This is a genomic window from Crenobacter oryzisoli, from assembly GCF_030385785.1.
GTDB classification, from domain to species: domain Bacteria; phylum Pseudomonadota; class Gammaproteobacteria; order Burkholderiales; family Chromobacteriaceae; genus Crenobacter_A; species Crenobacter_A oryzisoli.
This window is the reverse complement of the sequence record NZ_JAUEDK010000031.1, coordinates 34,305-55,100: the sequence shown is the minus strand read 5'-3', so window position 1 is coordinate 55,100 and position 20,796 is coordinate 34,305. Positions and strand designations below refer to the sequence as shown.

At 62.3% G+C, this 20,796-nt stretch carries 13 protein-coding genes; 10 read left to right on the top strand and 3 right to left on the bottom strand.

The window, feature by feature from the left end; all coding sequences use genetic code 11:
• Window positions 1–143 precede the first annotated feature (143 nt).
• The 10 genes from QU481_RS16000 to QU481_RS15955 all read left to right on the top strand — a co-directional run bounded on the left by QU481_RS16000 (window position 144) and on the right by QU481_RS15955 (window position 15,709).
• Complete coding sequence (locus tag QU481_RS16000; RefSeq protein ID WP_289828201.1) at window positions 144–1,163, top strand: IS110 family RNA-guided transposase; 1,020 nt, start codon at window positions 144–146, stop codon at window positions 1,161–1,163.
• A 670-nt stretch (window positions 1,164–1,833) separates the two neighbouring features.
• Entirely contained in the window at window positions 1,834–2,841 is a 1,008-nt protein-coding gene (locus QU481_RS15995; RefSeq protein ID WP_289831032.1) for a catalase family peroxidase, read from the top strand.
• A gap of 161 nt (window positions 2,842–3,002) precedes the next feature.
• The gene (locus tag QU481_RS15990) at window positions 3,003–4,688 is read left to right on the top strand and encodes a glutamine--tRNA ligase/YqeY domain fusion protein (protein WP_289831031.1); all 1,686 of its coding nucleotides are present in this window, start codon (window positions 3,003–3,005) and stop codon (window positions 4,686–4,688) included.
• A 269-nt stretch (window positions 4,689–4,957) separates the two neighbouring features.
• Window positions 4,958–6,334 (top strand): cysteine--tRNA ligase, encoded by a 1,377-nt coding sequence (gene cysS, locus QU481_RS15985; RefSeq protein WP_289831030.1) that lies wholly within the window; start codon window positions 4,958–4,960, stop codon window positions 6,332–6,334.
• Window positions 6,335–6,441: 107 nt separating this feature from the next.
• Window positions 6,442–6,657 (top strand): 50S ribosomal protein L31, encoded by a 216-nt coding sequence (gene rpmE, locus QU481_RS15980; RefSeq protein WP_289831029.1) that lies wholly within the window; start codon window positions 6,442–6,444, stop codon window positions 6,655–6,657.
• Between the two features lie 247 nt (window positions 6,658–6,904).
• A complete protein-coding gene (locus QU481_RS15975; RefSeq protein WP_289831028.1) occupies window positions 6,905–8,551 on the top strand; it encodes an ArnT family glycosyltransferase in 1,647 nt (548 codons plus the stop codon).
• A 724-nt stretch (window positions 8,552–9,275) separates the two neighbouring features.
• Window positions 9,276–10,331 (top strand): UDP-glucuronic acid decarboxylase family protein, encoded by a 1,056-nt coding sequence (locus QU481_RS15970; protein ID WP_435382742.1) that lies wholly within the window; start codon window positions 9,276–9,278, stop codon window positions 10,329–10,331.
• Complete coding sequence (gene galE, locus QU481_RS15965) at window positions 10,328–11,347, top strand: UDP-glucose 4-epimerase GalE (RefSeq protein WP_289831027.1); 1,020 nt, start codon at window positions 10,328–10,330, stop codon at window positions 11,345–11,347. The genes QU481_RS15970 and galE overlap by 4 nt, the downstream gene beginning before the upstream one ends.
• A 28-nt stretch (window positions 11,348–11,375) precedes the next feature.
• Window positions 11,376–12,917, top strand: a complete 1,542-nt coding sequence (locus QU481_RS15960) for a UDP-glucose dehydrogenase family protein (RefSeq protein WP_289831026.1) — start codon at window positions 11,376–11,378, stop codon at window positions 12,915–12,917.
• Window positions 12,918–13,012: 95 nt separating this feature from the next.
• On the top strand, window positions 13,013–15,709 hold the full coding sequence (locus tag QU481_RS15955; protein WP_289831025.1) for a glycosyltransferase family 2 protein: 2,697 nt from the start codon (window positions 13,013–13,015) through the stop codon (window positions 15,707–15,709).
• Window positions 15,710–15,771: 62 nt separating this feature from the next.
• On the opposite strand, the gene QU481_RS15950 is transcribed toward QU481_RS15955, so the two are convergent.
• The 3 genes from QU481_RS15950 to QU481_RS15940 form a co-directional block, all read right to left on the bottom strand.
• Window positions 15,772–17,727, bottom strand: coding sequence for an acetoacetate--CoA ligase (locus tag QU481_RS15950; RefSeq protein WP_289831024.1), 1,956 nt, complete (start codon window positions 17,725–17,727; stop codon window positions 15,772–15,774).
• Between the two features lie 54 nt (window positions 17,728–17,781).
• Complete coding sequence (locus tag QU481_RS15945; protein WP_289831023.1) at window positions 17,782–18,663, bottom strand: hydroxymethylglutaryl-CoA lyase; 882 nt, start codon at window positions 18,661–18,663, stop codon at window positions 17,782–17,784.
• Window positions 18,664–18,798: 135 nt separating this feature from the next.
• A complete protein-coding gene (locus QU481_RS15940; protein WP_289831022.1) occupies window positions 18,799–20,766 on the bottom strand; it encodes an acetyl/propionyl/methylcrotonyl-CoA carboxylase subunit alpha in 1,968 nt (655 codons plus the stop codon).
• Window positions 20,767–20,796 lie beyond the last annotated feature (30 nt).

The window sequence follows — 20,796 nt, the reverse complement described above, 5'->3', positions numbered from 1 at the left end:
GGAGATGTAATGGACGCCTCCCTCCTGCCCGAAGGTGACGACGGCGGTCTGCAGAACGACAGGAGCCCTCGCAATACCTGACGGCATCTAAAGTGCCAAAGTGGTGGTGTAGCAACAACCACAAACGGTAAGGAGGGCTCGATATGAAGATTACGACATTCGGTCTGGACCTGGCAAAGCGGGTTTTCCAACTGCATTGGGTGGATACCGCTACCGGTGAAATCTGCCGCCGGCAAGTGAAACGGGCGCAACTGAACGAGTTCTTCGCCAACCGGGAAACGTCGGTGATCGCGATGGAGGCCTGCGGCAGTGCGCACTACTGGGGCCGGCTGTTCCAGGAGCTTGGGCATGAGGTCAGGCTGATTCCCGGGCAGTTCGTCCGTCCGTTCGTGAAGAGCAACAAGACCGACGCAGCCGATGCGCAGGCGATCTGGGAAGCGGCGCAGCGGCCAGGGATGAAGTTCGTCGCGCTCAAGAGCGAAGGCCAGCAAAGCGTGCTGATGTTGCACCGGATGCGCGAGCAGTTGGTGAAGATGCGGACGATGCAGACTAACCAGCTACACGGGCTGTTGTACGAGTTCGGAGCCGAGCTGCCAAAGGGGCGACACAAGGCGCTGGAGCGGATTCCTGATGAGCTTGCGCGGCTGGAAGACACGTTGCCAGTGATGGTGATCGAAGCGATCCGTAGCCAACTACAGCGAATTGAGACATTGGGCCAAGACATCGCCGAGCTTGAGCACAAGCTGGCGGTGTGGAAGAAGGAAGATGAAGCAGCCAAACGACTGATGGCCATTCCGGGTGTCGGCTTGCTCACCGCAACAGCGGCGGTAGCAATGATTGGGGATGCCAAGACATTCAAGTCTGGGCGCGAGTTTGCCGCCTTCCTCGGCCTGGTGCCACGCCAGAGCGGCACCGGCGGGCGAGTGAAGTTGCTGGGGATCAGCAAGCGCGGTGATGTGTATCTGCGCACGCTGCTGATTCATGGCGCCAGGGCAGTGGCGACGCATCAGAAGGTGCGCGATCCCTGGCTGGACCAGTTGCTGGCGCGACGACCGTTCAATGCGGCGGTGGTAGCGCTGGCCAACAAGATGGCACGAACGATCTGGGCGCTGTTGGCCCATGGCCGGACGTATCAAACGGACTACGTGGCCAAGGCCGCGTAAAAGATTAACGAACCCTTTAGGAGGTGGATCGCTGAAAGGTTGCGCAGGTTGATGTGCGCTTGATGGCAGAACAGGTCGGACCGTGGGGAAGTAAGCCTGAATGATGGCCAGTCCTTCGAGGACTCCAAGGAGATGAGGCCTTCCCCTGCGAATTCCATCAGGGCCAGCAGACTCCGAGTCTGCAATAAAGGCCGGATATAAGTCTGCAGCCAGATCTCGAAGCCCGCATCGAACATCGCTTGCCAAGCCGGGAGGCGTCCATATAAGTCATCATGAAACGCGGTCTGTGTGCCGCCGAGGTGGAACGGGAGGTCGTGGGAAGGGGCGATTTCACGGGTGCCCGCAATGCTACCCTGGCGGTAGCTAGGCATCTGGGCTGGCGGCTATGAAAAAATGGATAGGCTATCCTCGGCATAGTGTGATCGAGACTATCCTTAGTGGCGCTTCATATTACGGGGTGGGGAATGGCAGCTCGCCAGTCTGTGCGTTAGGCGGCGAGATGCCGGTGAGCTGTGCCATTCTGAATACGCTCAACCGGCTGGGTCTGAAGGTGGCGGTTGCACTTGCCTGAAGTCCATTTGGGCCGGGGCCGCCTACCGGCAAAGTAATTAACAACGCCGCGTTTGATCTTGCCGCTCGCCTTCACTATCTAGAAACGGAAGAAGAGGATATGTACATCAAAAAAAGTCATTTACCGGCATTTTCACTGGCGACAATACTTTCCCTCTCCACGCTGTTTGCCTCGGCGGCAGAAACAGGGGTGACAGCAGGTCAGGTTGTGTCCGCCTTGGAGGGCACTTTCGGCGTTCACGCGGGAGAACGGCGCAATCACATCAAGGGGAGCTGTGCAGCTGGTGAATTCATTGGCGCACCGGTTGCACGCGACTATACCCGCTCAGCGCTCTTTTCGGGCAAGCCCCTGCCGGTAATCGCCCGCTTTTCCTTGGCCGGCGGCAATCCCAAAGTGCCGGATACCGCAAAGAGTGCTCGAGGCATGGCCTTGGAATTCCGGCTGCCTGACGGCAAGTTGCAGCACATGACCATGTTGAATACGCCTATGTTCGGCGCGGCGACACCACAAACATTCTTCGACGACATTGTTTCCAAAAAACCTGACCCGGTAACCGGCAAGCCTGATCCAGAGAAAATCAAGGCATTCAGGGCAAGCCATCCAGACAGCTTGCCCCAGGCAGACTACTTGGACAAAAACAACCCTCCGGTTAGCTGGGCCAATAGCAGCTACTTTGGCATTCACACGTTCAAGTTCGTGAATCAGGCCAATAAGACCACGTTGGTCCGTTGGCGGTTTGTTCCGCAAGACGGTGAGAAACGCTTGTCCGATGATGAACTCAAGTCCTCACCCCCCAATTTCCTGGAACAAAGGCTGATCGACCGAGTCAAGCAGGGGTCTATTCGCTGGGACATGATCCTGACCATCGGCGCCCCCGGCGATCCCGAAAACAATCCGACCTTGTCCTGGCCCTCCAACCGCAAGGAGGTCAAAATCGGTACATTGACCATTGCCTCCGTCACATCGCAGAAAGGTGCGGAATGTGAAAGGATCAATTTCGATCCTCTCGTAATGGCGGACGGGATTGAGCCGACGAACGATCCGATCCTGCTTTTTCGCTCTCCCGCCTATGCAATTTCATTTGGCAAGCGGCTAAGCGGCAAATAAAAATGATGGACTTCCTGTTGTGTGGCGTACTGCACTTGGCAGTGGCCGGCCTCAACCGGCGTCTGCGTCTGCGTCCATGATCTGGCTTGCGGCCGGCTCGGCAGCGGCCGGCCGCTTGCGGTACAATCGTCCGATTACTCTTTTCGCCTCCTTTTTTGACGATGAGCACGGAAACCAACGCGCCGGTAATCAGCAACTTCATTCGCAACATCATCGACGACGATCTGGCCACGGGCCGCCGCAACTCGGTGGTGACGCGCTTCCCGCCGGAGCCGAACGGCTTCGCCCACATCGGCCACGCCAAGGCCATCTGCATCAACTTCGGCCTGGCCGAGGACTATAACGGCCTGTGCAACCTGCGCATGGACGACACCAATCCGGAAAAGGAATCGGAAGAGTTCGTCGAGGCGTTCAAGCAGGACATCGCCTGGCTGGGCTTCCACTGGAACGGTGAGGTGCGCTACGCCTCGGATTACTTCGACCGCCTGTACGACTACGCGATCGAACTGATCAAGGCCGGCAAGGCCTATGTTGACGACCTGACGGCCGAAGAAATGCGCAAGTACCGCGGCGGTCTGACCGAGCCAGGCAAGAACAGCCCGTACCGCGACCGCAGTGTGGAAGAGAACCTCGATCTGTTCACTCGCATGCGTGAGGGTGAGTTCCCGGACGGCAGCAAAACGTTGCGCCTGAAGATCGACATGGCCTCGCCCAACATCAACCTGCGCGACCCGGCCATCTACCGCATCCGCCGCGTGCATCACCACCGCACCGGCGACAAGTGGTGCATCTACCCGATGTACGACTACACCCACTGCATCTCCGACGCCATCGAGGGCATCACCCACTCGCTGTGCTCGCTGGAGTTCGAAGACCACCGTCCGCTGTACGACTGGGTGCTGGACAACATCAGCATCGGCAACCACCCGCAGCAGATCGAATTCTCGCGCCTGGAACTCTTGTACGCGCTGACCTCCAAGCGCAAGCTGCAGGCGCTGGTGAACGACGGCCTCGTCACCGGCTGGGACGACCCGCGCATGCCCACCATCGCCGGCATGCGCCGCCGCGGCTACAGCCCGGCCGGCATCAAGCTGTTCGCCCAGCGCATCGGCGTGTCGAAGAGCGAGAACATCATCGACATGACCATCCTGGAAGGCGCGGTGCGCGAGACGCTGGAAAACGACTCGCCGCGCGTGATGGCCGTGGTCAACCCGCTGAAGGTGACGCTGACCAACTACGATGAGGCTGTCACCGCCAGCCGCAGCGCGCCGTTCCACCCGCACCACCCGGAGTTCGGCGAGCGTGAAGTGCCGATTGCCCGCGAGATCTGGATCGAACAGGACGACTTCGCCGAAGTGCCGCCGCCGAAATGGCAGCGCCTTACCGCCGGTGGTGAAGTGCGTCTGCGCTACTCCTACGTGATCAAGTGCGACGAGGTGGTGAAAGACGCTAACGGCGAGATCGTTGAGCTCAAGTGCTCGATCGACCACGACACCCTGGGCAAGAACCCGGAAGGCCGCAAGGTCAAGGGTGTGATCCACTGGGTGTCGGCAGAGCACGCAATCGAGACCGAGGTGCGCTGGTACGACCGCCTGTTCACCGAGCCGCGCCCTGACGCGGTGCGCGGCGAGGACGGCGACTATGTCGACTTCCGCCAGTTCGTGAACCAGGAGTCGCTGAAGCTGGTGCCGGCCTTCGTGGAAGCCTCGGTGCTGCAGGCGGCGCCGGAGTCGCGCTTCCAGTTCGAGCGCCTCGGCTACTTCGTCACCGACCGCTACGAGCACCAGCCGGGCGTGAAGGCGGTGTTCAACCGCACCGTCGGCCTGAAGGACAGCTGGAGCAAGTAAGCGCCACTGGGTACCCCTCCTGGCGTTGTTGCCCGGTCTCGCCGTACTTTGCGTACTGTCTTCGGCCGGACGCTTGGCCAAGACCGCTGCGCTGGAGTGAGCAGAGGCTCTGGCTGGAGGGGGTAATATTATGAAGAAGCGGGCCGCGGGCCCGCTTTTTTCATGCCGGTTTCTCCCTGTTCACCGGGGGAGTGAGCTGCCGGCGGTTCCGGCGGCTTGACAGGCTCTGTTAGAATGATTTTTTACCGACCCATATCAGACTGTTCACCATGCTGACCCTGTTCAACACCCTGTCCCGACAGAAAGAAGTCTTCAAACCGATCGAGCCCGGCAAAGTGCGCATGTACGTTTGCGGCATGACGGTGTACGACTACTGTCACCTGGGGCATGCACGCATGATCGTGGTGTTCGACATGGTCAGTCGCTGGCTGCGCGCTGCGGGCTACGACCTGACCTATGTGCGCAACATCACCGACATCGACGACAAGATCATCCGCCGTGCCGCCGAGAACAACGAGCCGATCGAGGCGCTGACCGGCCGCTTCATCGCCGCGATGGACGAGGACTTCGAACGCTTGGGTGCCCTCAAGCCCGACCACGAGCCGCGCGCCACCGCCTACGTGCCGGGCATGATCGCGATGATCGAGCAGCTGATCGCCAAGGGCAAAGCCTATCCGGCCAGCAACGGCGACGTGTACTACGCGGTGCGCGAGTTCAAGGGCTACGGCAAGCTGTCCGGCAAGTCGCTGGACGACCTGCGCGCCGGCGAACGCGTCGACGTCGACCCGTACAAGCGCGACCCGCTCGACTTCGTGCTGTGGAAATCGGCGAAGCTGGGCGAACCGTCCTGGCCGAGCCCGTGGGGCGAGGGCCGTCCGGGCTGGCACATCGAGTGCTCGGTGATGAGCGAACAGCTGCTGGGCGAACACTTCGATATCCACGGCGGCGGCGCCGACCTGCAGTTCCCGCACCATGAGAACGAGATTGCCCAGTCCGAAGGCGCGCACGATCACCCCTTCGTCAACTACTGGCTGCACAACGGCTTCATCCGCGTCGACAACGAGAAGATGTCCAAGAGCCTGGGCAACTTCTTCACCATCCGCGAGGTGCTGGAGAAGTACGATGCCGAAGTGGTGCGTTTCTTCATTCTGCGCGCGCACTATCGCAGCCCGCTGAACTACTCGGACGCACACCTGGACGACGCCAAGGGTTCGCTGACCCGTCTCTACACCGCGCTGAAGAACGTGCCGGTGACGGGCGAAGTGAAGGTGGATTGGGACGCGCCGCAGTCGCAGTGCTTCAAGGCCGCGATGGACGACGACTTCAACACCGTCGAGGCGATGGCGGTGCTGTTCGAGCTGGCCGGTGAAGTGAACCGCACCCACTCGGTGGAGCTGGCCGCGCAACTGAAGGCACTTGGCGGCGTGCTCGGCCTGTTGCAGCGCGACCCGGTGGCCTTCCTGCAGGACGGCGTGGCCGGCGAGGCCGGGCTGAGCGCCGAGGCGATCGAAGCCTTGATCCAGGCGCGCAAGGACGCGCGCGCCGCCAAGAACTGGGCAGAGTCGGATCGCATCCGCGACGAACTGCACAATAGCGGCGTGATCCTCGAGGACGGCGCGCAAGGCACTACCTGGCGCCGTGCATGATCTGCCTATTGGCCGGCGCTTGCCAAGTGCCGGCCGGGCGAGGATAATGCTCCACTCCCAAGCAGTGCAGGCACAACCCCTGCACCCGTTTACATAAAGGAAGCGAAATGAAAGCTGGTATCCACCCGGAATACAACGAAGTTGCCGTGACTTGCTCGTGCGGCAACCAGTTCACCACCAAGTCGACGATGGCCAAAGACACCTTCCATATCGAAGTGTGCTCGCAATGCCACCCGTTCTACACCGGTAAACAGAAGATTGTTGACACCGCCGGTCGCGTGGACAAGTTCAAGCAAAAATACGGCAACATGTTCAAGCGCTAATCCCGCGGACATGGACCGAAAAAGGCAGCTGCGGCTGCCTTTTTCGTTGTTGCGCGCGGCCGAACCAAAAGGCAGAGGCCGCGTCTTAGGGTTGCAGAAAGAAACCCTTGCTGCCGGCGCGTTGACGCAGGCAGCACAAGTTGTAATGTTGGTGCCGAGAGGGTTTAGCTTCGCACAAATGCGGCGAAGCCTCTTTTGTTAGCCGCTCTTGGTGCGTAGCGCATGCGCTGCCGGTATCCTTACTCCCATGCTCACGTATACCCCCCCGCAGGACCCCAACCTCGCCAAGCCGACTGAGAAGCCTTGGCTGCTCTTGTTGCTGACGTTCATCTGGCTATGGCCGGGCATCATCGGCCACGATCCGTGGAAGCCGGTCGAGCCGTTCGCCACTGCGGTCGTGCAGGGCATGCTCAGTACGCATAATTGGCTGTTGCCGACCACGCAGGGTGTGCCGCACCTGAATTCGCCGCCGCTCTACTACTGGGTCGCCTCGGGTTTTGTGAAGCTGTTCTCGCCGTGGCTGTTGACGATGCCGGATGCGGCAAGGCTCGCCACGCCGTTCTTTATGGCGATCGCACTGACGCTGATGGGCGGGGCGGGGCGGCTGCTGATCGGCCGTCGCCACGGTCGTAGCGTGGTGATGATCCTGATCGGCTGCATCGGCCTGATCACCACCGGCCACCAGATGAACCCGATTGTCGCCGGTTTTGCCGGTTTCGCTGCGGCGTTCTACGCGCTGGCGCTGGCCTTGACCTCGCCCGGCCTGGCTGGTGCGATCTTGGGTGTGGGGTTGGTGGTCACCTTCCTGTCGACCAGCCTGCTGGAAGTCGTGCTGATCGCCAGCGTCGCGGCGTTGTTGCCGGCATTCTCGGCCTGGCGTAACAAGAGCTATGCGATCACGCTGATTCTGGCGCTGCTGATTGCGGTACCGTTGGCATTGATCTGGCCGATGGCGTTTGCGAAGGCGCATCCGGCCGAGTTTCAGCAATGGTGGCATTACTTTGCGCTGGGGCCGCTCAACGGCATCGGCCATATCCAGCTGTTCCACCAGATGGGCTATTACCCCCAGGTGGTGTTCTGGTACTGCTTTCCTGCCTGGCCGCTGGCGGCCTGGGCGCTGCATCGCCGCCGCGAGCTGAACAGCCCAGTGTTGCAGCTTCCGCTGATGTTCTTCGCGGTGGTGTTGATCCTGTTGACGCTGTCCGACCGGCAGGCGCCGGAATACGCGATGCCGTTGCTGCTGCCGATGGCGGTGCTGGCGGCGGTGGAGCTCGACACCCTGAAGCGCGGTGCTGCTGCGCTGTTCAACTGGTTCGGGCTGATGACTTTCGGTTTCTTCGGCCTCCTGGTGTGGCTGGGCTGGCTGGCAATGAACTTCGGCTGGCCGGCCAAGTTGGCTGAACGCTCGGCGTACTTCAGTCCGTATTACCAGCCGCAGGTGTCGGCCTTTGCCGCGGTATGTGCGCTGATCGCCTCGTTGGTGTGGGTCTGGGCGGTGACCCGTCGTAATCTGCGCGGTCGCCAGGCGGTGACCAACTGGGCCGCGGGCATCACGCTGTTGTGGGGGCTGGGGCTGACGCTGTGGTTGCCGTGGCTGGATGCAGCGAAGAGCTTCCGGCCGGTGGTCGAGCAGATGGTCGATGCGCTGCCGCCGAACGTCAGCTGCGTGGCTACTGAAGATCGCAACCGACTGGCGCGGCTCAGCTGGGAAATGTACGGCAATATGAAATTCAAGACTTTCCCGAAGGGCAGCCCGGACGTGCCGTGCGACTGGCGCCTGATGGTGCGCCATAAGGACGACGGTTTGGCCGAGCCAGGTTGGACGTTGATGTGGAGTGGTAGCCGTCCGCGCGACGACATCCAGTTCGGGCTCTATCAGCGCACGAAACAGTAGCTGAAACCATAAAGCCACCTGACAAGGTGGCTTTTTTGATGGTGGCTGTCAGGCAGGCGATAGCCACCCTTCATTTTCCTGCTCTGGTGAGGTCGCCTTGAAACGGTGGTGCTTGGGGCGACCGCACATGGCGATGTTCGGCAGCGCTTTGTTCGCTATTCTGGGTTTCCCACTCTGCATTTCCCTATGTCATGGATGGCCGCTTGGCCGGTATTCATGCCTGCACCTGCCTACGTCGCTCGCAACCCTAGCGTAAATCCCATTGCCTAGAGAAAAGGGGCCATGTGGCCCTAATGCCGTTCACTTAAGCCGTTCAGTCCGGATTTTAGCTTCGAAGAACGCTTGGAAGTAACAAAAAAGCACCGTTTTTCCACCTTGGTGGGCGGTGCTTTTTCCTTAAGTGAACGGCATTAGCCATGTGGCCCAGTTTTATCGTTTTCCGCAGCAATTCTGCTCCAGTTCAAACCAGTACTTGAAAGTGCCAGACCCTATATGGGTATTCCGATGGTGTCGGTACCGGCTGCCTAGGTGCACAAAACGCCTTTCGGCGAAGACCTGACTTTTTGCTACGGCATCTGCGGTTGCGGAGCTAATTTTATGTACTAGTATTTCATTGTTAGAGTTGTAAAGCATACTTAAAAACAATTATCTGTCTGATTTTTTTATGTTTTTGTCAAATTGACTGACCGGGGGCACGGAAAACAGGCTCTTCTGGTTGTTTGAGATGCACGGAGCGTGGGGACTTCGAGGCACAGACATACAAGCAGGTGGAGGTCGTATGGCTATAACACGGTTTCATTCCGTTAAAGAGCGATCGGTGGCGATGGTCACCGGAGGCGCAGGCTTTCTGGGTAGTCACGTCTGCGACCGGCTCATTGCCGAGGGGAAGCAAGTCTACTGCGTTGACAATCTGATGTCCGGTCGTCGTGCGAATATCGCTCATCTTCGGTCATCCCCTGGTTTTACGTTGATCGAGGCGGATGTGACCGACTCGCTGCCGGACATCGAGGTCGACGAGATCTGGAGCCTGGCCTGCCCGGCTTCGCCGCCTTGCTACCAGCGGGACCCTGTGCACACGCTGATGACCAGCGTAATGGGTATGAAGCGTTGCCTGGACCTAGCTCGCAAGACCGGGGCCCGTGTGTTTCAGGCATCCACCAGCGAGGTGTATGGCGACCCTGAAGTCCACCCGCAGGTGGAAAGCTATCGCGGTTACGTCAGCTCCGTCGGCCCGCGGGCCTGCTATGACGAGGGCAAGCGCGCTGCCGAAACGCTGTGCTTCGATTACCAGCGCAGCTACGGCGTCGACATCCGTGTTGCGCGCATCTTCAACACCTATGGCCCGCGCATGAGCCCGCACGATGGGCGTGTCGTGTCCAACTTCATCGTGCACGCCCTGTTGGGTGAGCCACTCGAGATCTACGGCAACGGAGCGCAGACTCGCTCGTTCTGTTTCGTCGACGATCTGGTCGATGGCTTCTTTCGCCTGATGCGGAGTTCGGGGAATCTGGCCGGCCCGGTCAACCTGGGCAATCCGGGTGAGTTCACCATGCAGGAGCTGGCGCAGCTTGTGCTCGAGATGACCGGGTCGAATTCACCGGTGATCTCGTGCCCGTTGCCGGTGGACGATCCCAGGCAGCGTTGCCCCGACATCGGGTTGGCGACGGCGCTGCTCGACTGGAAACCGAAGGTCTCGCTGCGTGAAGGGTTACGGGCCACGATAGAGAGCTTCCAGAACGAGTTGTGGCTTGAGCCGCGGGCTGTGGAGCACTTGTCGTGAAGGCCCTTGTCACCGGCGGCGCCGGCTATATCGGCAGCCACACCTGCAAGGCGCTGGCACGTGCCGGGCATGTGCCGATCGCGTTCGACAACCTGTCGACGGGGCATGCGGATGCCGTGCGCTGGGGGCCGCTGCATCGGGGGGACATTCTGGACCCTGATGCACTCGACGCGGCGTTCTCGTTATACCGCCCCGACGTCGTGCTCCATTTTGCCGCACTGGCTTACGTCGGTGAGTCGGTGATTGACCCCGGCAACTACTACCGCGTCAACGTCACCGGTACCCAGACCCTGCTCGATGCGATGCGTCGGCATGGTGTCTCGCGCATCGTGCTTTCTTCCAGCTGCGCGACTTACGGCATCCCGGAAACATTGCCAATCTCGGAAGACACGCCACGGCAGCCGGTCAACCCTTACGGTTTCACCAAGCTGGCCGTCGAGCGGATGGCTGCGGATTACGAGCGTGCCTACGGCATGCGTTGGGTGGCTTTGCGCTATTTCAATGCGGCGGGCGCCGACCCGGAGGGGGAACTTGGGGAGCTGCACGATCCGGAGACGCATGCCATTCCCCTTGCGATTGGCGCGGCGCTGGGAACGGCGCCACCGTTTTCCGTGATGGGGCGGGACTATCCCACCGCGGACGGCTCCGCCATCCGCGACTACGTCCATGTCACCGATCTGGCCGAGGCCCATGTCCTGGCGATGCAGTACCTGGCGGAGGGGGGCGACAGCGGCGCCTTCAATCTGGCGACCGGCCGGGGTACTTCCGTTCTCGAAGTCATCCAGGCTGTCGAAGCGGTGCTGGGGCGCCGCGTGCCGGTTAGGGATGCGCCACGCAGGCCGGGCGACCCGCCTGCCTTGTATGCCAGGGCCGAACTGGCCGCCAAGGTGCTCGGTTGGCAGCCATGCTTTGTCGACATAGAGCAAATGGTCGCGACCGCAGCGGACTGGTTCCGGTCGACCGCAGGACGAGATGGCTTGGTAGCGGCAAGTGCCGAACCGGATCACATCAAATAACAAACCCAATCATTTCGGGGAGTACGAGATGAGCGTACGAATCGCGATCGTGGGCACCGGCTATGTGGGGCTCGTTACTGGCGCCTGTCTGGCAGAACTTGGCCATGACGTGGTGTGCATCGACAACGACAAGCAGAAGATCGAGGCGTTGAACAGCGGACGCATCCCGATTTACGAGCCTGGACTTGACGAGCTCGTCAGCCGCAATGTGCAGCGGGGAACCTTGCGCTACAGCCTTGACCTGCCGGCGAGCGTCAGAGGCCGCGACGCGGTCTTCATCGCGGTGGGCACACCCTCCCATCCCGGAACCGATCAGGCGGACCTCCGCTATGTGGTCGCCGCCACCGAACAGGTCGCATCCAACATCGATCAGTTTACGGTGATCGTCATCAAGTCGACGGTGCCAGTGGGGACGAACCGGCTCGTGCAGAGCATCGTCGAACGCTGCCTGCCCGAAGGCCAGAGCGCCGCGGTTGCTTCCAACCCGGAGTTTCTGCGTGAAGGCTCGGCCATCGGCGACTTTCTGCATCCGGACCGAATTGTCTTCGGTGCCGAGAATGAACAAGCGATGGCTATCCTGCAGCGTATCTATGCGCCGCTCGAACAGCAGGGCTACGAGGTGCTGGCTACCGAGATCGAAACCGCCGAGGTCATCAAGTACGCGGCCAACGCCTTCCTGGCGGTGAAGATCAGCTACATCAATGAAATCGCCGATCTGTGCGAGGCGGTCGGTGCCGATGTCGACCATGTCGCCACCGGTATCGGGCTCGATCACCGGATCGGTGGGGCTTTCCTGAAGGCTGGCCCCGGCTGGGGGGGGTCCTGTTTTCCAAAAGATACGCGCGCTCTTAAGGCGACCGCATCCGAATACGTCGTGCCGATGCGCATCGTGGACGCCGCAATCGAGGCGAATGCCCGGCGCAAGGACGTGGTTCTGAAGAAGATCGAGGCCGCATGCGGCGGGTCCGTCGCGGGAAAACGGCTGGCCATCTTCGGGCTTACTTTCAAGGGGCAGACAGACGATGTGCGTGAAAGCCCCAGCATTGATCTGGTCCGGGCGCTGGTCGAGCGTGGTGCCAGGATCCACGCCTACGATCCGTCGCAGCCGGCCGAGGCTGCCCGGCTGCTTCCCCATATCTGCATGTGCGCAACCCCCGTCCATGCCATCAAGAATGCTGATGCCCTCGTGATCCTGACCGATTGGAAAAGCTTCATCGATTGCGACCTGCGAGAGCTCTCCGACTATATGGCCGACCCAGTGATGGTGGATATGCGCAATCTGTTCGATGAACAGGCTGTTCGCGGCAACGGCTTCCGCCACTATGTCCGGGTAGGGCGCGGGGCGGAGAGGCCGTGCCGACCGCAGCAAGCCGGTCATGTGAACGATCATTCCCTTGCCCCGGTTGTTGCCATCGCTGATACGGGCACCCGGTCAGTCAATGCCGTGGCGGCATGCGACGAGGCCGCGGGATTCGATGCTACGGGGGACGCTGCATCGGCCTCGTCCCCGACCGTTACAGCGTCGCTCGATGGCAGCCAGAGCAACGTGATTAACCTTCGCCTCGATTAAAGGGGGACAGACCAATGAATGTGCGCACCTCCTTTACAGACTGGCGTGACCGGGGGCGTCGTCTCGCAGGCAGAGAGGGAGGGGCGCCTGGCCGGTTGACCACCGCTCGCGGCCCCCAGCGTGCCGGCTACGATGCACCGTTGGCTCAGCTGGCAGCTCAGCCTCAGGGCTGGCGCATTCGTTCCGTCATAGTAGATGAGGCTACGTCCGACACGCAGTCGTCCAGCAAGGATGAGCAGCCGTTCCTGGTGCCCCTGCTGTCGGGGCGGCAGCGCGTAGTGTTCGCGCTGTTGAGCCTGGTCTGGGTCTGCAGCCTGGTGCTGTTCTGGACGTGGTGGCTGCGCCCGGAACATAACGCCGACGCGTTCAGATATGTCGCGAACTCGCTCATCCTGTTCTGGAGCACGATCATCCCCGGGTATTTCGTGATCGTGTTTGCGCGCGCTCGGGTATCCAACACCGCGCGGCCGATTCCTGCCGGCTGGCGTGTGGCGATGGTGGTCACCAAGGCGCCCTCCGAACCGTTTGAGGTGGTGCGCGAGACGCTGGTCGCCATGCTCGGCCAATCCTACCCGCATGATACTTGGCTTGCCGATGAGGACCCGAGCGACGAGACCATCGACTGGTGTACGCAGCATGGCGTGTTCCTGTCGTCGCGTCGGGGGGTTGCCGCTTATCACAACGCTTCCTGGCCACGCAGGACGAAGTGCAAGGAGGGCAATCTTGCCTATTTCTACGACCGCTTCGGCTACGAGCGTTATGACTTCGTCTCGCAGTTGGATGCCGACCATGTACCGGCGCCGGGCTATCTCGAGGCAATGCTGCGGCCGTTCATGGATGATCGGATAGGCTATGTCTCTGCGCCGAGTATCTGTGACAGCAATGCTGCCACCAGCTGGTCAGCAAGGGGGCGGTTGTATGCCGAGGCTGCTCTGCATGGCGCACTGCAAGCTGGGTACAACGGTGGTCTGGCGCCGCTGTGCATCGGTTCGCATTACGCGGTGCGGATGACGGCGCTGCGCGACATTGGTGGTCTAGGGCCGGAGTTGGCCGAGGACCACTCGACGACCCTGATGATGAACGCTAAGGGATGGGCCGGCATTCATGCTATCGATGCCATCGCTCACGGCGAGGGGCCGCGCACCTTTGCCGACATGGCGACACAAGAGTTCCAGTGGGCGAAAAGCCTAACGGTGATTCTGTTCCGCTATACGAAACACTATATTGGACGGTTGCCGTGGCGGATGAAGGCCCAGTTCCTGTTTTCACAGCTGTGGTACACGCTGTTTTCGTTGACGATGGTGGCATCGATCGTTATGCCCGCCATCGCGCTGTGGACACATCGGGTATGGGCCAGCATTGCGTATCCCTCCTACCTGCTTTACGCCGGAGCGGTGACGATCAGCATCTTGACTCTGATGGCTTGGGTCAGACGTACTGGTTGCTACCGGCCTTATGACGGGAAGGTGCTGTCGTGGGAAGGCACGCTGTTTCATTTTGCTCGCTGGCCATGGTCGCTGCTCGGTTCCCTGTCCGCCTTGGCCGACTGCCTCCGCGGGCGTGAGTTCGCGTTCCGAGTGACACCCAAAACCGCGACGGCCGATACCCGGCCGCCTGTGCGTGTGGTGTTGCCTTATCTGTTGATCTCGCTGTTTTGCAGCCTGCCGGTGCTTATCGTCGGCGATGCCGGTAGTGCAAGCGGCTTCTACGTTCTGTCGATCATCAACAGCCTGATCTATTTGCTGATAGCCGGGCTGATCGTGGCTGCCCATGCCCGTGAACGTGGGCAGGGTAAGTCGGTGATAAGTTTGCTGTTCGGTGACGGTTCAATACTGGAACGGGGCGTCTTTGCCACCACCGCGCTGGCGCTGGCAATCGGCTTGTACGCACGCGTGCCGTCCGGGGTGGAAGCCTTGTTCTGGCGTTCAGGCATGGAGGCGCCTATCGCGTTTGCCGAGCCAGTGAAAGGGCAGTTGACCCTCGGCATCTATGACCCTGAGCACGTGTTCTCGGCCAACGACAGTTCGGTCAAGCTCGAACATGTTTTCGTCTCCTGGTCAGATCCCGACGCGAGTGCCCGTATCGTGGGTGCATTCGACTATGCGACGAGCCGGCATCGCCAGTTGATGGTCACCCTTGAGCCGTGGCCGGAACAGGGATGGAGCGGGCAGGCCCTTCTGCGTGAGGTGCGTGACGGGGCGTACGACAGCGAGATCCATGAGATCTGCCAAACCATGGGGGCGCTAAACAGCTCGTTGCTGGTGCGCTGGGGGCACGAGATGGAGACCGCGACCGGTCGTTATCCGTGGGCCAGTAACGACCCAGCAGGGTACATTGCTGCCTACAGACATTTCGTCGACCAGTGCCGGCTCGTCTCAAAGCGCTTGCGTTTCGTTTGGTCACCCCGAGGAGATCGGGGCCTGACGGAATACTTCCCTGGGCGTGCCTACGTCGATGATATTGGTCTGTCGGTGTTCGATTGCCCGGAATGCGGGGTTCAGCCTGCGGGCGATGCCCATTCGGCCGCCAGCATCCTGCGCGAAAAATATCGCCGAGTCGCACGCTATGGCCTGCCGGTCATCGTCGCGGAACTGGGGGTCGAAGGGCGCGGCGTACGCCAGCGCGAGCAGCTGCTCGATTTGAAGGATATGGCCGAGATGCTGCCTCTGGTGACCATGCTGGTCTATTTCAATGCGACTGACAACCCGGGGGTCTGGCCGAAGGCACAACAGCCGGATTGGCGTATTGCTCCGTCGCTCTTCAAGCTCACCCTGGCTCAGCAGGCGGAGTAGGCAGTGAGTGAAGATCGGAGGCCCTGCACGCGAAGGTGTGCAGGGCCTCCGTTGATTGACCCTTATGATTTCAATTCAGGCCGGTCTGCGAACTGTTTCAGCGCCTCGGGGTTGGCCAGCGAGGACACATTGCTGACCGGCTCGCCGTGGATCACGTTGCGCACCGCGAGTTCGACGACCTTGCCCGACAGTGTGCGGGGGATGTCGGTGACCTGGACGATACGAGCCGGCACATGACGTGGGCTGGCGCCGTGGCGGATCTTGTCCTTGATTCGCTTCTCTAGTGCTTCATCGAGTTTGACGCCGTCGCGCAGCCGCACGAACAGTACGACCCGTTCGTCGTCTTGCCAGTGCTGGCCCACTGCCAGCGCCTCAATGATCTCGTCGAACGCCTCGACCTGGCGGTAGATTTCGGCAGTGCCGATGCGTACGCCACCAGGGTTGAGCACCGCGTCGGAGCGGCCGTGGATGATCAGACCGTCGTGCTCGGTGATCTCGGCGAAGTCGCCGTGGCACCATACATTGGGGAAGCGGTCGAAATAGGCCTTGCGGTATTTCTCGCCGTCCGCATCGCGCCAGAAGCCCACCGGCATCGATGGAAACGGTTTGGTGCAGACCAGCTCGCCCTTCTCGCCGCGCACCGGTTGGCCGCTTTCATTCCACACGTCGACCGCCATCCCGAGCCCCCGGCACTGCAGCTCGCCCGCCCAGACCGGTAGGTTGGCATTGCCGAGCACGAAGCAGGAGACGATGTCGGTGCCGCCCGAGATCGATGCCAGGTCCATGTCGGCCTTGATCGAGCGGTATGCCCATTCGAAGCTCTCGGCGACCAGCGGCGAGCCGGTCGACAGCACCGCGCGTAGATGGATGAGTGGCCATTCGCGGCCTGGCTCTAGGCCCAGCTTGTGCAGGCCGTCGATGTACTTGGCCGAGGTGCCGAAGTGGGTGCAGTGGTAAGCGTCGGCGTAATCCCACAGGATGCGGCCGTCGGCGGCGAATGGTGAGCCGTCGTAGAGCAGCAGGGTGGCGCCGCTGGCTAGGCCCGATACCAGCCAGTTCCACATCATCCAGCCGCAGGTGGTGAAGTAGAACAGCGCGTCGCCGCGATGCAGGTCGGCATGCAGCTGGTGCTCCTTCAGGTGCTGCAGCAGCGTGCCACCGTGGCCGTGGACGATGCACTTGGGTTTGCCGGTGGTGCCGCTGGAGTAGAGGATGAACAGTGGGTGGCGGAACGGCACCTGCTCGAAGCGCAGTGGTTGCGGCTGGTAGGGCGCGACGAAGGCGTCGAGCGTGACGCCGTCGGTGAGGCGCGCGGCGATGGCGTCGGCGCGGCCCATATAAGGTACCACCACGGTCTTTTTCAACGATGGCAGGCCGGCGTTGATCGCGGCGAGCTTGTCGGCGATGTCGATATCCTTGCCGTTGTACCAGTAGCCATCCGGGCAGAACAGTACGGTCGGCTCGGTCTGGCCGAAGCGGTCGAGCGCGCCGTCGATGCCGAAGTCGGGCGAGCAACTGGTCCACACTGCGCCCAGGCTGGTGGCGGCGAGCATGGCCGCCAGCGTTTCGGGAAGGTTGGGCATGAAGCCGGCGACTCTATCGCCGCTCTTCACGCCGGTGGCGGCGAGCGCCTGCTGCAACCGAGATACCCGTTCGGCCAGCTCGCGATGGCTCCACTCGTGCTTGACCTTACTCTCACCCCAGAACACGACCGCCAGCCCGTCGTCGCTACGGCGCAGCAGGTTTTCGGCGTAGTTGAGCCGGGCGTCGGGGAAAAAGCGTGCGCGGAGTAGGTCGGCACCGTCGGTGAGTACCGTCTCGCCGCGCTCGCCGATTACGCCTGCATAGTTCCAGAGCAGTGCCCAGAATGTTTCCGGCGTATCGACGCTGGCCTGCCACAGGCTGTGATAGTCGGGAAAGGGGTGGCCGAATGCGCTCTCGGCGAGGCGGGTGAAGGCGGTAAGGTGAGTGCCGGCCACGCGGGCCGGCGGTGGTTGCCAGAGGGGGGTATCGCTCATGGTCTCTCCCAATATGGGCACCGACGCATGAGCGCTCCGCAGCGGTCGGCGGCCCTAGTGGTGCGCCTTCGCGACCCGTGACGGGGCCCGGTTGAGTCGGGCGGCGATGCGGTGAGCGCAGGCGACGAGTTTGTCCAGGTCGACTCCGGTTTCGTAACCCAGCCCGTGTAACAGGTAGACTACGTCTTCGCTGGCAACGTTGCCGGACGCTCCCTGAGCATAGGGGCAGCCGCCCAGCCCGGCAACCGAGGCGTCGAAGGTGCGCAGGCCAAACTCCAGCGATGCGCAGATATTGGCGATCGCCATGCCGTAGGTGTCGTGGTAGTGGCCGGCCAGTTGGGTGATGGGCACCTTGTGCGCCACCGCTTCCAGCATCGCCAGCACTTGGCGTGGCGTGCCGACGCCGATGGTGTCGCCGAGTGAGATCTCGTAGCAGCCCATTTCGGCCAGCGCTTGCGCTACGCTGGCGACCGCCGCCGGGGCAATCGGCCCTTCATACGGGCAGGCGACCACGCAGGACACATAGCCGCGCACCGCCACGCCGGCGTCGCGGGCGCGGCGGATCACCGGCTCGAAGCGCGCCAGGCTCTCGGCGATGCTGCAGTTGATGTTCTTTTGGCTGAACGACTCGCTGGCTGCGCCGAACACCGCGATCTCTCGTACCCCGGCAACGAGCGCGGCGTCGAGGCCCTTCTCGTTCGGCACTAGCACTGGGTAGTGGATGGGGCCGGAGAGGTCGAGGCCGGCTAACACATCAGCGCTGTCGGCCATCTGCGGCACCCATTTGGGCGAGACGAAGGCGCCAGCCTCGATATGGGTCAGCCCGGCGGCGGCGAGTTCGGCGATCAGCGCCAGTTTTTCGTCCACCGACAGTTGCTGTTTCTCGTTTTGCAGCCCGTCACGCGGGCCGACTTCGACGATCTTCACGTGTTGCATGTGCATTCCTCATCGGATAGACGCTGCCGCTCACAAAGCCCAGCCTAGCGGCGCCGGCTAGGCGAGCTGCCGAAGGACAGTACGGGGCCGTGCGGCAAGGCAGCGCAACAAGGCCGGAAGGGGTTGTGTGTGGCGCTAAGCTGCCTCGAAGTCGACCAGGTCGGCGCCGTCATCCACCTGCTCGCCCGGCGCGTAGTAGAACGCGGCTACCTTGCCGTCGGACGGCGCGGCCAGGGTGTGTTCCATCTTCATCGCTTCCAGGATCATCAGTGGCGTGCCCTTGCTGACTGTGGCACCCGGTTCGGCCAGCCAGGCTACCACGCGACCCGGCATCGGCGCGCGTAGGTGCGCCTCGCCGTGTGCAGCGCCGGCCTCGACTGCCATCGGGTCCAGCCACTCGACCATCAGCCGCTCGCCCTGGCAGAACAGCGTGCGCTGGTTGCCGTGGCGCACCAAGTCGGCGTTGAGCCGGCGGCCGTTCAGGTTGGCCGACAGTTCGGTGTCGTTCAGGTTGCCGCTGGCGGTGAAGCATTCGTCGCCGACGCATAGCATGAAAGTGTCGCCGGCGTACTCGACCTCGACCGTGTAGTTGGCTTCGCCGTGGCGATAGTCGCGGCGGCGGCGCTGGCGGGCGTTTAGCCGCCAGCCGGGTAGGGCGGTCCAGGCCGCGTCGCCCTCGGCCTGTTCGGCCAGGGTGTCGGCCAGTGCGATCAGCGCCAGCTGTTCGGCGCTCGGCGCGGCCGGTGGCGGCAGCAGCTCGGTGGCGTGGCGGGCAATCAGGCCGGTGTCGAGGTCGGCGCTGACGAAGGCCGGGTGGCCGGCCAGCCGGCGCAGGAACGGCAGGTTGGTGACGAGACCGGCTACTTGGTAGTCGGCCAGCGCAGCGTCCAGCCGCGCCAGGGCGCTGGCGCGGTCTTTGCCCCAGACGATCAGCTTGGCGATCATCGGGTCGTAGAACGGCGTGATCGTGTCGCCCTCGGCGACGCCGGTGTCGACCCGTACCGTGCCCGATTCCTGCGGGGCGCTCAGATGCACGAGCTTGCCGGTGGCGGGCAGGAAGTCGTTGTCCGGGTCCTCGGCGTAGACGCGCGCCTCGATCGCGTGACCGGACAGCGTCAGCTGCTGCTGCGTCAGCGGCAGGGGATCGCCTGCCGCCACCTTAAGCTGCCATTCGACGAGATCCTGGCCGGTGATGTACTCGGTGACCGGATGCTCCACCTGCAGCCGGGTGTTCATCTCCATGAAGTAGAACGCGTTGCTGGCGGTGTCGACGATGAATTCGACGGTGCCGGCGCCGGCATAGCCGACTGCGCGCGCGGCGGCGCAGGCCGCTTCGCCCATCGCCTGGCGGCGCTCGTCGGTCATGCCTGGTGCCGGGGCTTCTTCCAGCACCTTTTGGTGGCGGCGCTGCACCGAGCAGTCGCGTTCGAACAGGTAGACGACATTGCCGTGCGTGTCGGCGAACAACTGAATCTCGATGTGGCGCGGCCGGGTCAGGTATTTCTCGACCAGCACCTTGTCGTCGCCGAAGCTCGCCTTGGCCTCGCGGCGGCAGGCGGCCAGTTCGGCGGCAAAGTCTTCGCTACGCGCGACGATGCGCATGCCTTTGCCGCCACCGCCGGCGCTGGCCTTGATCAGCACCGGGTAGCCGATCACGTCGGCCTGCTGCTTCAGGAACTCGGCGTCCTGGTTGTCGCCATGGTAGCCAGGCACCAGCGGCACGCCGGCGCCTTCCATCAGCGTCTTGGCCGCCGACTTGCTGCCCATCGCGGCGATGGCGCTGGCCGGCGGGCCGATGAAGGCAATGCCCGCAGCAGCGCAGGCCTCGGCGAAGCCGGCGTTCTCGGACAGGAAGCCGTAGCCGGGGTGGATCGCTTCGGCGCCGCTTTGCCGGGCGATATCGAGGATGAGCTCGGCCTTCAGGTAGGACTCGGCGGCCGGCGCCGGGCCGAGCCGCCACGCTTCGTCGGCCTGTTTGACGAACAGCGCCTCGGCGTCGGCGTCCGAATACACTGCGACGGTGCGGATGCCCAGGCGGCGCGCAGTGCGGATCACGCGGCAGGCGATTTCGCCACGGTTGGCGATCAGTATTTTCTTGAACATAGGGGTGACCCACACAGCAGGTTCAAACTG